Here is an 11,981-nt window from a genome sequence, read left to right as displayed (position 1 = left end):
CGGGCGAGCGGTGAAACCGGCACACAGGCGTCACACTGGACTGCGTGCCCCGCCTGGAGCCGTTCGACGTGGACTTCTTCGACTCGGCGCCGCAGCGTCACAGCTACGTGCTGGAGCTGCCGGCGTCACCCGAACGTGTGTGGCGGGGCCTGACCGCCTCCAACCCGCTGTGGTGGTGCCGGCTGCTGTCGTCGGTGGAGTACACCTCCCCGCGCCCGTTCGGGGTGGGCACGACGCGGACGGCGACGGTGCTGGGCGTGCTGCGGCTCAACGAGCACTTCATGCGCTGGGAGGAGAGGCGGCGGCAGTCGTTCCTGGTGGACCGGGCGAACCTGCCGGTGTACCGGCGGTTCGGCGAGGACTACCTGGTGGAGCGGTCCGGGGACGGGTGCCGGCTGACCTGGACGTTCGCCTACGAGCCCGCGGTGAAGGCGGACCGCCGGATGAACACGGTGGTGTTCAGGTCCCTGGTCGCCGACACGCGGCGCCACTTCGACGGGTGATCTTGCGTGCGCAGCGTTACCGAATAGGCCGAGCAGTGCAGTAGATCACGCCCAGATGGGTGATTCGCGACCTTAGGTTAGGCTCCCCTCATGTCTAAGGGAGACGCGCTGCTCGCCGGTGAGGGACTGGTCTTGGCGCACCACGACCGCGCGGTGGTGCACGGTGTCTCGCTCGGGCTCCGCGCCGGCGCCGTGACGGCTCTCGTCGGGCCCAACGGGTCCGGCAAGTCGACCGTCCTGAGGTCGCTGGCGCGGCTGCACCGGCCACGCGAGGGGAACGTCCGCGTGGGCGGGCGGTCGGTGTGGGGCCACTCCCCCCTGTCCGGCAAGGAGTTCGCCCGCAACGTCACCCTGCTCACCCAGCAGCGGCCGACACCGTCGGGCGTGTCGGTGCGCGACGTCGTCTCCTACGGCCGGTACCCGTACCGGACCGGGTGGCGCGGGGTCGACCCGGAGGGCGGCGCGGCCGTCGAGCGCGCCATGGACCTGACGGGCGTGACCGCGATGGCCGACCGCGGCGTGGACGAGCTGTCCGGCGGCGAGTTGCAGCGCGTGTGGCTGGCCTCGTGCCTGGCGCAGCAGACCTCCGTGCTGCTGCTGGACGAGCCGACCAACCACCTCGACCTGCGCTACCAGGTCGAGGTGCTCGACGTGGTGCGCGACCTGGCGGACGACCACGACGTGGCCGTCGGCGTCGTGCTGCACGACCTCGACCACGCGGCGATCATCGCGGACGAGGTCGTGCTGCTCAGCGAGGGCAGGGTCGTCGCGGCCGGCGGGGTCCGCGACGTCCTCACCGGTGAGCACCTGACCCACGCCTACGGCGTCGCGGTGCACGTCGCCGACGACCCGGTCACCGGCGCGATCCACTGCCGCCCCCTCGGCAGGCACACCCCGCGACCGGCCTGACCCCTTTTCCCTTCACCCCTGAGAGGTTCCAGCGATGCGCTTGCTTGCCCCTGCCCTCGTGACGGCGGCCGTGCTGCTGTCCGCGTGCGGCACGACCGAGACGCCGACGTCCGCGCCGACCGGGTCCACCGGGTCCACCGGCGGACCGGTCACCGTGACCGACTCCCGCGGCAAGGAGGTCAAGCTCGACTCCCCCGCCACGAAGGTCGTCACGCTGGAGTGGGCAGAGACCGAAACGGTCGCCTCACTGGGTGTCATGCCGGTGGGTGTCGCGGACGCGGCCGGCTACAAGACGTGGAACGCGGTGGTGCCGCTCGCCGCCGACGTGAAGGACGTCGGCAAGCGCAACGAGCCCAGCGTCGACTCGATCGTCGCGCTCGACCCCGACCTGGTGATCATGGCCAAGGGCCGGGACGAGACGCTGGCCTCCCAGCTGGAGAAGTACGTCCCCGTGATCGTCACCGAGGCCAGCGACGCCTCCCGCAACCTCGACCGGCTGCGCCAGGACACGAAGCTGATCGCCCAGGCGATCGGCAAGTCCGCCGAGGGCGACGCGCTGCTGACCGAGCTGGACACCGCGCTGGCCGACGGCAAGAAGGCGGTCGAGGCCGGGGGCGCGGCCGGCACGCCGTTCGTCATGGCCGACGGCTGGCTCCAGGGCAGCACGGTCAACATCCGCCCGTTCGGCAAGGGCTCGCTGGTCTCCGACGCCGCCGAGGCGGTCGGCCTGAAGAACGCCTGGACCGGCGAGGTCGACCCGCAGTGGGGCCTGGGCGCCACCGACGTCGAGGGCCTGACCGCGCTCACCGACCCGAAGACGGTGCTGTTCTACAGCGCCTCCGAGGACGACGTGTTCACCACCGGCCTCGCCGCGAACCCGGTGTGGCAGCGGCTGCCGTTCGTGGTCTCGAAGAAGGTCGTCAAGCTGGACCCGGGCACCTGGACGTTCGGCGGGCCGAAGTCGGTCATCGGGGTCGCCGAGCAGTTCGTGAAGGCCATCACCGCCTGATGCGCACCGCCGCCGTGACGGCGGGGGTCGTGGCGCTCATCGCCGTGCTCTCCGCCGTCCACCTCACCCAGGGCACCGCGTCCACCGGTGTGCTCGACCTGCTCGCCGCCCTGGCGGGCGACGGGGACGCGCAGACCCTCGCCGTGCTGGAGGGCTCGCGCGTGCCGCGCCTGCTGGCCGCGTTGCTGCTCGGTGTCGCGCTCGGCGTGGCCGGCGCGGGCATGCAGTTGGTGGCGCGCAACCCGCTGGCCTCACCGGACACGCTCGCCGTGAACGCGGGCTCGCACCTGGCCGTGGTCGCGATCGCGGCGTTCGGGCTGAGCCTGCCCACGCTGCCGGCGGGCGCGGCGGCGTTCGTCGGCGGGCTCGCGGCGTCGGCGGTCGTGCTCGGGTTGTCCGGCGGCGGGTCGACCAGCCCGCGACTGGTGCTCGTCGGCTCGGCGGTCATGCTGACGCTCCAGTCGGCCACGATCCTGCTGCTGCTGATGTACGAGCAGGAGACGACCGGGTTGTTCGCGTGGGGCTCCGGTTCGCTGACCGTGAGCGACCTGGACGCGACCGCGCAGATGACGCCGGTCGTGGTGGTCGCGGTGGCGGCGCTGCTGGTGATGGGGCGGTCGCTCGACGTCCTGGCGCTGGGTGACGACAACGCGACCGTGCTGGGGTTGCGGGTGCGGCGCACGCGCGTGGGCGCGGTGCTGCTGACCGTGGCGCTGACGGCGGCGGCGGTGACGATCGCCGGGCCGATCGGGTTCGTCGGGCTGAGCGCGCCGGTGATCACCCGGCTGCTGACGCCGCTCGTGCCCGGGTTGGGCAAGCACCGGGTGCTGCTGCCGTTCTCCGGGCTGGTGGGCGTGGTGATCGTGCTGGGCGCGGACGTGCTGCTGCGGGCGATCATGGGTTCGGCGGCGGCGGTGCGGGTGCCGACCGGGGTGATGACCACCGTGCTGGGCGCGGTCGTGCTGATCTGGTTGGCGCGGCGGGGGCGGTCCGGCGGGACGCCCCGGCAGGCGCCGGCCGGGCGGGTCGGGGTGGCCACGTCGACGCGGCGGCTCGTGGTGACGTCGGTGGTGCTGGGCGTGCTGCTGGTCGCGGCGCCCGCGGTGGGGCTGATGCTCGGGGACCGGGTGGTGCTGCTGGGCGACCTGGCGAACTGGTTCGCGGGGCGGACGGGCACGGCGCTGACGTTCGTGGTCGACCAGCGGCTGCCGCGCGTGCTGGCGGCGCTGGTGGCGGGCGCGGCGCTGGCGGTGGCCGGGTGCGGCATCCAGTCGGTGAGCCGCAACCCGTTGGCGGAACCCGGTCTGCTGGGCATCACGGCGGGTGCGGGGCTGGCCGCGATCGCGTTGATCACGGCGGTGCCGATGGCCGGCGCGTGGCACATCGCCGGTGCGGCGGGCGTGGGCGCGGTGGTGGCGTTCGCGCTGGTCTACGGGCTGGCGTGGCGGTCGGGGCTGGACTCGGACCGGCTGGTGGTCATCGGCATCGCGATGTGGTCGGCCGGGATGGCGTTGATCACGCTGCTGATCGTGACGTCGGACCCGTGGAACACGGCGAAGGCGTTGACGTGGATGTCCGGCTCGACGTACGGGCGGACGGTGGAGCAGGTGGTGCCGACGGCGCTGGCGCTGGCGCTGCTGACGCCGTTGCTGTGGGCGCGGCACCGCGAGCTGGACCTGCACAGCCTGGACGAGGACACGCCGCGCGTGCTGGGGATGCGGGTGGAGCGGTCGCGGCTGGTGATCCTGCTGGCGGCGGGCGTGCTGGCGGCGACGGCCGTGTCGGCGATCGGCGTGGTGGCGTTCGTCGGGTTGGTCGCGCCGCACCTGGCCCGGTCGTTGGTCGGCGGCCGGCACGCGCGCGTGCTGCCGGTCGCGGCGGCGGTGGGCGCGGTGCTCGTGAGCGCGGCGGACACGGTGGGTCGGACGGTCATCGCGCCCGCGCAGGTGCCGGCCGGGCTGGTGATCGCGTTGATCGGCACGCCGTACTTCGTGCTGGTGATGTGGCGGACGCGGGAGATGCGCACCTGACCGGGTGTTCTGGGGCTCTGGTGCTCTGGGGCGGTCCCATTACCGGGAGCATCGGCACAGGTCTTCTGGCGGGGAACTACCCGTTCCGGGTCGGTTGGCCGGGCGGTGACGGCTCGTCGAGCGGGGATCAGGTCCGCCCGCGTGACCAGGTCGCCGGGTCGGCGGCGGTCTGCACGCCGGTGGACAGGTCCTTCACCTCGTGCGGCCGACCGTCCTCGAACGGCGGGAACCACACGAACGGGATGCCCTTGCGGGAGGCGTACCGGACCTGCTTGGCCACCTTGTCCTCCTGGTGGTACAGCTCGACGTTCGAGCCGTTGTCGCGCAGGGACTTCGCCGTGCCGGAGGCGGTTCGACGGCGGTTCGGCGGCAGGACGACGAGGACGTCGGCGGGCGTGCTCGGACCCGTGACGAGCAGGCCGGCGGACAGCACCTTGGCGAAGATCCGGGAGAGCCCGATCGACATGCCGACGCCGGGCAGCCTGCGCCGGATGAACGACCCGGCCAGGTCCTCGTACCGGCCACCGGAGCAGATCGAACCGTACTCCGGCCAGTCGACGAACTTCCCCTCGTAGACGGTGCCGGTGTAGTAGTCCAGCCCGCGGGCGATGGAGAAGTCGGCGACCACCTCGGGGAGGTCGGACAGCTCGCCGAGGACGAAGTCCAGCTCCTGGAGACCTTCGTCCAGGAGGGCCGATCGCACGCCCAGCGCGCGCACGTCCTCGACGCCGCCGCGGAGCTGCGCGAGTTCGAGGACGGACTTGAGCTGGGCCTGGTCGAGCCGATCGGCCAGCAGGGACGCCACGCCGTCGGCGCCGATCTTGTCGATCTTGTCCACGGCCCGGATGACGTCGAGCGGCTCGGTGATGCCCAAGCCCTCGTAGAAGCCCTGCAACACCTTGCGGTTGTTGACGTTGATGGTCCACGGTGGCAGGTCGAGCGAGGTCAGCACCTCGTGCACGATGCGCGGCAGCTCGGCGTCGAAGTGGATCGGCACCTCGTCGACGTTGATGACGTCGATGTCGCACTGGGTGAACTCGCGGAACCTCCCGTCCTGCGGCCGTTCACCGCGCCACACGCGCTGGATCTGGTACCGCTTGAAGGGGAAGACGAGCTCGTTGAAGTGCTGCGCCGCGTACCGGGCGAACGGGACGGTGAGGTCGAAGCGCAGGCCGAGCTGCCCCTCGTCGGAACCCTGCGCACGGCCGAGCGTGTAGACCTCCTTGGAGGTCTCGCCCTTGGCCAGGAGCACGTCGAGCCGTTCGGCGGCAGGGGTTTCGACGGAGCAGAAGCCGTAGCGCTCGAAGGCGGCGCGGATGTCGTCCAGCCAACGCAGTTCGACCAGGCGCACGTGCGGCAGCCACTCCGGGAAGCCGCTGACGGGCGCCGGTCGCACTGCGGGTTGGTCGCTCATGGCTGGAAGTCCACCGGAAGGGGTGGGGTGGTGCCAACGGGTTTTCACGATCGGGTGAGTGGGGGTGGGGGTGGGGTGGGAGTGGGGGTGGGGTTGGGGTTGGGGGTGAGGGTGAGGGTGAGGGTGAGGGTGAGGGTGAGGGTGAGGGTGAGGGGAGAGTCCGGCTCGATTTGACACGGGGCCCTTACGGGCACTCCAGGCAGGCCAAAGCCAGCAGGCCCGGCGGATAAAGCGCCCGCCAAGCCTGCCGGCTTCGTCCAGCCTAAAGCACCCGAACCCATGTCAAATCGGGCCTGCGCGGGTGGTTGTGGTGGGGCTAGCCCTGGCGGACGTTCCAGTGGGGTAGGGGGGTGATGGCGATCATGATGTCGTCGACGGCCGCGCCCAGCTTGGCGTACTTCTCGGTGTAGAGCACGGGGAAGACGTTGGGGCGGTTGGCGGGGCGGTAGGTGTCGACGTAGTCGGTGCCCAGGTTGGAGAACGCGACCACGATGTAGGTGCGCCGCTCCTTGCCGGGCAGGGAGCGCACGATGCCCGCGTCGCTGCCGGTCGTGTCGACCCAGCCCGTCTTGTGGCTGAACGTCACCTCGGCGACCGCGTCGCACGGCCGGACGTCGCTGTCGTACACGGCGTCGCCCACCTTCACCGTGCCGTCGGCCTGGATCCAGCGCGGCGGCGTCAGCTGCGGGATGCCCTGCACCGGGTACGCGCGCCCGCAGTGGTTCGTGGTGGACAGCATCTCGTTGTGGCCCTGGTTGCCCAGCGACTTGATGAACTGCACGCGGGACGCCTCGGTCAGCTCGTTGCGGGTGACCTGCTTGCCCGCGTCGGTCGTCCACAGCACGCCCGAGCCGCCGTTGACGAGCAGGAGCAGCTTCGCGGTGTCGATGCTGCTCATGTTCGACCCGATCCACCGGCCGCCGTTCTCCGGGTTGGTGCCGGTGACCATCAGCGTCGGCATGCCGAGCTCGACGAACGTGCGGTTGACCTCGTCCCACGCCCCGAGGTCGTGGATCATCTTGATCAGCGCGCAGGTGGACTCGTTCTGCGACTTGGTGATCATCTCGTCGAAGTGCTGCCGGATCACCTTGCTGGACGCCGCGCCGCACACCGGGTGCTGCGTCACCGGCTGGTAGTCGTAGACCGCGTCGAGGTTCACCCGGCCCTGGTCGGCGAGCCGCAGCACGCCGAACCCGACCATGAGCTTGAGCACCGAGGCGGGGTAGGGCGAGGAGAAGTCGATGGGCGCGTTCTCCCGGCCGGCGAGCACGTCACGGGTGCCCCGGCCGCCGTTGACGTCCCACTCGGTGTCGTCCCACCAGCGGTAGCGCACCTGGTCGGTGGACAGCTTCCGCTCGTTCAGGGGCACCACGACCCCGTTCGGGTACTGCGGGCTGAGCAGGACGTCGGCCATCGCGATCGGCCGGCCGAGGCGGTCGAGCTCGATCACCGCGAGGTCCATGTTCGGCGTCTGGTGCAGCGGCCGGGCCGCGGCGGCGCCGAGCCGGTCCGTCGACGCCTCCTCGGCGGACAGCGGGTCGTGCTTCTCCGGCGCGCCGGCCTTCGACGCCGCCGACTCCGGCGGGGTCAGGTCGAGCACGTCCTTGAAGTTCTGCGCGACGATCGCCTGCCGCAGCGACTCGGCCAGCAGGGCGTTCACGTCCCCGGCCGCGCTCGCGGTCGACGCCGTGGTCACGGCGCCGGCCAGCACGGTGGTCGCGGTGAGCGCGGTGGCGACGAGCAGTCTGCGTCGGAAGGACCTCATTGCACTCCCCCATGGATTGATCCGTCTGCGCCGATGACGGTAGTGCATTCGCCGGTGATGGGTGCCCCGTTCTCCACCGGGAGCGGTCATCGGAACGTGGTCAGGAACTGGTCGCGGAAGGTGTCCATGGGGCGCACCGGGGCTTGGGGACCGGGCTTGAGGCCGTCGGTCCAGCCCCAGCCGTCGGTCCGGTCGAGCACGGCCCGGTCGCGGGTCACGATGGTGATCGGCACGTCCCGACCCGCGTCCGGGCCGGTGACGAGCGGCGCGGGCTGGTGGTCGCCGAGGAAGACGAGCACGAGGTCGTCGTCGCCGTAGGTCTCGACGTAGGACACCAGGGTGGTGATCGAGTACTCGACGGTGCGCGCGTAGTCGGACCGCACGAGCACCGGGTCGCGGCCGAACATGTCCTCCGCCGGGGCCTCCCCCGAGGGCATGGAGTGGAACACCGAGCCGTCACCGATGTCGGCCCAGCCGACCGCCGTCGGCGCGGGCGACCACGGCGCGTGGCTGGACAGCAGGGGGATCGCCGCCATCACGGGCGCGTGCCCGGCAGCGCGTTCGAACTGCTGGAACCTCGACATCGTGAACTCGTCCGGCGTGGTGGCGTAGCCGAAGCGCGGTCCCCGGTAGTCGAGGTCGTCGAACGCGTAGATCCGGTCGTAGTCGAAGAAGTCGCCTTCCGGCCAGGCCCGCGTGATGCCCGGCATGACGCCGACCGAGCGCCAGCCCGCGCGCCGGAACGCGCCGCCGAGCGTCAACCGGTCGCCGGCCAGGAGCGTGCGGTAGCGCTGCTGGTTGTCGATCCACAGCCCGGACAGCAGGGTGGCCTGGGCCAGCCAGCTCCCGCCGCCCGCCGTCGGCGAGGTGAGGTAGGCGCTGCGCGAGCCGTAGCCGGCGTCGGCGAGTCGGCGGGCGCCCGCGCCGAGCACGGGGTCGACGTGCGGGGCAATGTCCGGGTGCTCGACCGCGGCGCGCCCGTAGCTCTCGACGAACGCCACGACGACGTCCTTGCCGCGCAACGAGGTCAGCACCTCCTCGGCCGCCGCGCCGGCGAACGGGTCCACCGCCGACTCCGCGGCGAACTCCGCCCGGTCGCGGAATCCCGCTTGCACCCGTTGGGCCTGGTCGTGGACGAACGCCGCCGTGCTGTGCGAGACGACCGGTGCGGCGAGGGTGATCGACGCGGCGGTGAGGACGGCGACGACCCGGGCGACGACGGGCCGGTGCCGGCCCACCACCGCGCTGAGCCGTGCCACCGACCGTGCCATCAGGACCACGATCACGCCCGTGAGCAGCACTGCCGCCACGATGGCCGCGACCGCCGCGAACCGGCCCGCCGTCACGTCCACGTAGCCCACGGCGGGTTCGAGCAGCGGCCAGTCGAGGACCAGGTCGAACGGCCGGTGCAGCACCGCGTCGAAACCGATGTCCAGCGCCTTGACCACGACGAGCAGGCCGAGCACGGCGCCGCCGAGCGGCGCCGCGACGCGTCGCGCCCGGTCGGGCAGGACCAGGACGAGCACGACGCCGAGCAGCGCTTCGACGGGCAGGCGCAGGAAGGTGGCCGGGGTCAGCGACCCGACGTCGCCCGGCATGAGCAGGGCGAGCAGGACGAGCACGGCGGCCAGGGTGGTGACCGCCCTGCGGCGGGCGTCGGTCATGCGGTCCTCTCTGCTCTCCTTGCCCGGTAGAACGTGCGCGGACCCCTGCCCGGTTCACGGATGACCCATTCGGCCACGGCGACGTTGATCACCCAGCCGAGACCGAGGAGCAGCGTCCTGGTCAAACCGGTGGCCGGGCCGACGAGCAGGACCCACGCGATGGTGACCAGCGCTTGCGTGCCCGCGCCCTGGGCGAGGGCGTAGGCCCGGATCATCCAGGCGCGGTGGCGGCGCACGTCGCGACGGCGGATCGCGTGGACGCCGAGGACGAGGGCCAGGACGGTGACCGAGCCGGTCACCAGGCGGAAGGCCGCGAGGAGGTCTCCGTCGCCCTCCGGGTAGGGGTAGAACAGGGTCATCCACAGGGCGGTGAGTCCCATCAGGACACCCGCCGGGACGAGGACCCGACCGAGGACGCGGTGGGTGGCGGGCTTCCTCCTGCGGAACCCTGCGGAGAACTGGAAGGCGCCCCCGAGGCAGTACAGGACGGCGCTGAAGATGTGCAGCACCACCGGTGCGGGTGCGGCGAAGAACCTCGCGTTCTCCGGGGTGACCTCGCCGCCCGCCAGGTCGGTGAGGCGGATGGCGCCGCCGGCCATCGGGATGAGCGTCAACGCGGTCAACGCGATCGGCACGAGCCAGTCGGCCCTGGTGGAGGAGGTCACGGGAGGCCCTTCGTCGGTCCGGTCTCGGTGGTCCGAGTCTGGTGACCGGCGGCGGGGCGGACATCGGGAGAAGGGCCGGAGTCGGGTGGTACTCCCGGGCAGGTGCGGCTAGTACTTTCGGTCGGGGTGGCGGACGAGGCGGTGGGTCTCGTAGGCCCACAGGGCGATCTCGACGCGGTTGCGGACGCCGAGCTTGGTCATCAGGCTCGCGATGTGGGTCTTCACCGTGCTCAGGGTGATGTGGAGCTCGTCGGCGATCTCGCCGTTGGTCCGGCCCCGCGCCACGGTGACGAGGACCTGCTCCTCGCGGTCCGTGAGCGGTGCGACGGGGTGCGGCGGCGTGGCGGGCCCGGCGGCGGCGAAGGTCTTCAGCAGCCGTGCGGTGATGCTCGGGGCGATGAGCGCGTCGCCCTCGGCGGCGGCGTGGACGGCCTGGGCGAGCAGCGCGGGACCGGCGTCCTTGAGCAGGAAGCCGACCGCGCCGGCCCGGAGCGCGGCGAAGACGTACTCGTCCAGGTCGAACGTGGTGATGACGACGACGGCGAGCGGGTCCGCCACGCCCGGTCCGGCCAGGAGCCGGGCGGCCTCGATGCCGTCCAGACCGGGCATCCGGATGTCGAACAGGCACACGTCGGGGCGCAGTCGCCCGGCGAGTTCCACGGCGCGTCGACCGTCCGCCGCCGAGCCGACGACCTCGATGCCCGGTTGGGCGTCGAGGATCATCGTGAGGCCGGTGCGGACGATCTCCTGGTCGTCGGCGACGACCACCCGGACGCTCATGCGCCCGGTCCCGTCCGGGGCAGGGCGGCGGTCACGGTCCAGCCCCGCTCGCGGTCGGGACCGGCCGCGAAGGTGCCGCCGAGCAGGTCGACGCGTTCGGACATGCCGATGAGCCCGTAGCCGGGGGTGGTGCGCGCGGAGCCGTGCCCGTCGTCGCTCACGCGCAGGTGCACGGACGTGTCGTCGGCGGCGACGCGCACCTCGATGCGGGTGGCGTGCCGGGCGTGCCGCCGGGCGTTGGTGACCGCCTCCTGGGCCAGGCGGTAGACGGCGGCCTCGACGGACGGGTGGACGTCGGCCAGGTCGCCCGCGAGGCCCACCTCGACCGACGGTCCGGTGCGGGGACTGGTCGCGAGCTGCCCCAGGTCGGCGATGCGCGGGCTGGGCGCCAGGTCGGCGATGCGCGGGCTGGGCGCCAGGTCGGCGATGCGCGGGCTGGGCGCCAGGTCGGCGATGCGCGGGCTGGGCGCCAGGTCCGCGGGTTCGTCACGCCGCAGGACGCGCACCATCGCACGCATCTCAGTGAGGGCGCGCGAGGCCTCGGCCTCGATCAGGCGCAGCGCGTCGGTCGCGGCGGCCGGCTGCGCCGCGGCGGTCGCGAGGCCCGCCTGGGCGCGGATCGCGATGGCGGACACGTGGTGGGCGACCGTGTCGTGCAGGTCGCGGGCCAGCCGTTCCCGTTCCACCAGCTCGACCTGGGCGAGCTCACGCGCCCGCAGGCCGGCCCGGTACCGCGTCGCGACGCCCAGGGCGCAGGCCGTGAGCACCACGGTGAGCCCGGCGACCGCGTCGACGGGGGCCAGGTGGCGCAGCACCGCGGAGCACACCGCGCTGCCGAGCACGACGGCCAGGCCGATGACGGCCTCGCGCCCCGAACCCCACCTGACCACCGAGTACACCAGGACCAGCAGGAACGCCGAGGTGTAGGGCTCGACCCGGTCCCCGCCGGTGAGCAGCGGGACCAGGCCGGTGGCGGCGAAGGCGACGGCGAGCACCAGGAGCGGTCGGGCCCGGCGCCACAGCAGCGTGGGCGCGAGTCCGATCACGACGACGGCCCACAGGCCCCGCCACGGCAGGTCCGGCCGCAGCGCCATCTCCAGCGCCGCCGCCGGTACGAGCACGCCCACGAGCGCCCAGTCCCGCCACCCTCGCGTCGGCGGGTGGCGGGGCCGGGGTTCGGCCCAGGTCGAGCGGAGGAGGTCGTGCACGGGCTGATCGTACGAGGGCGCGGGGTGCCGCGGA

10 protein-coding genes are annotated in these 11,981 nt (G+C 72.5%); 4 read left to right on the top strand and 6 right to left on the bottom strand.

The window, feature by feature from the left end; genetic code table 11:
• The first annotated feature begins 44 nt into the window (after nucleotides 1–44).
• From ACQPYE_RS05970 to ACQPYE_RS05955, 4 genes are all read left to right on the top strand, one after another.
• Nucleotides 45–503 carry an SRPBCC family protein gene (locus ACQPYE_RS05970; RefSeq protein WP_498719798.1) on the top strand — a complete coding sequence of 153 codons (459 nt, stop codon included), beginning with the start codon at nucleotides 45–47 and terminating at the stop codon, nucleotides 501–503.
• Nucleotides 504–593: 90 nt separating this feature from the next.
• Nucleotides 594–1,412 (top strand): ABC transporter ATP-binding protein, encoded by an 819-nt coding sequence (locus tag ACQPYE_RS05965; RefSeq protein WP_498719797.1) that lies wholly within the window; start codon nucleotides 594–596, stop codon nucleotides 1,410–1,412.
• A 34-nt stretch (nucleotides 1,413–1,446) separates the two neighbouring features.
• Complete coding sequence (locus ACQPYE_RS05960; RefSeq protein WP_498719795.1) at nucleotides 1,447–2,421, top strand: ABC transporter substrate-binding protein; 975 nt, start codon at nucleotides 1,447–1,449, stop codon at nucleotides 2,419–2,421.
• Entirely contained in the window at nucleotides 2,421–4,451 is a 2,031-nt protein-coding gene (locus tag ACQPYE_RS05955) for an iron ABC transporter permease (protein ID WP_498719794.1), read from the top strand. The genes ACQPYE_RS05960 and ACQPYE_RS05955 overlap by 1 nt, the downstream gene beginning before the upstream one ends.
• 127 nt (nucleotides 4,452–4,578) lie before the next feature.
• On the opposite strand, the gene hisS is transcribed toward ACQPYE_RS05955, so the two are convergent.
• From hisS to ACQPYE_RS05925, 6 genes are all read right to left on the bottom strand, one after another.
• The gene (gene hisS / locus ACQPYE_RS05950) at nucleotides 4,579–5,865 is read right to left on the bottom strand and encodes a histidine--tRNA ligase (protein ID WP_498719792.1); all 1,287 of its coding nucleotides are present in this window, start codon (nucleotides 5,863–5,865) and stop codon (nucleotides 4,579–4,581) included.
• A gap of 316 nt (nucleotides 5,866–6,181) precedes the next feature.
• The gene (locus ACQPYE_RS05945; RefSeq protein ID WP_498719790.1) at nucleotides 6,182–7,630 is read right to left on the bottom strand and encodes a serine hydrolase; all 1,449 of its coding nucleotides are present in this window, start codon (nucleotides 7,628–7,630) and stop codon (nucleotides 6,182–6,184) included.
• Between the two features lie 86 nt (nucleotides 7,631–7,716).
• Nucleotides 7,717–9,294: a sulfatase-like hydrolase/transferase gene (locus ACQPYE_RS05940; RefSeq protein WP_498719788.1), complete on the bottom strand. Its 1,578-nt coding sequence runs from the start codon at nucleotides 9,292–9,294 to the stop codon at nucleotides 7,717–7,719.
• Entirely contained in the window at nucleotides 9,291–9,959 is a 669-nt protein-coding gene (locus tag ACQPYE_RS05935; RefSeq protein WP_498719786.1) for a DUF2306 domain-containing protein, read from the bottom strand. The genes ACQPYE_RS05940 and ACQPYE_RS05935 overlap by 4 nt, the downstream gene beginning before the upstream one ends.
• 108 nt (nucleotides 9,960–10,067) lie before the next feature.
• Nucleotides 10,068–10,739 carry a response regulator gene (locus ACQPYE_RS05930; RefSeq protein WP_498719785.1) on the bottom strand — a complete coding sequence of 224 codons (672 nt, stop codon included), beginning with the start codon at nucleotides 10,737–10,739 and terminating at the stop codon, nucleotides 10,068–10,070.
• Nucleotides 10,736–11,947 (bottom strand): sensor histidine kinase, encoded by a 1,212-nt coding sequence (locus ACQPYE_RS05925; protein WP_498719783.1) that lies wholly within the window; start codon nucleotides 11,945–11,947, stop codon nucleotides 10,736–10,738. Before ACQPYE_RS05925 ends, ACQPYE_RS05930 begins: the two co-directional genes overlap by 4 nt.
• Nucleotides 11,948–11,981 lie beyond the last annotated feature (34 nt).

Source organism: Actinosynnema sp. CA-299493 (genome assembly GCF_050946825.1).
Classification (GTDB): Bacteria; Actinomycetota; Actinomycetes; order Mycobacteriales; family Pseudonocardiaceae; genus Actinosynnema.
Note: the sequence above shows the minus strand (reverse complement) of the source record. Positions and strands in the feature narration are given on the sequence as shown.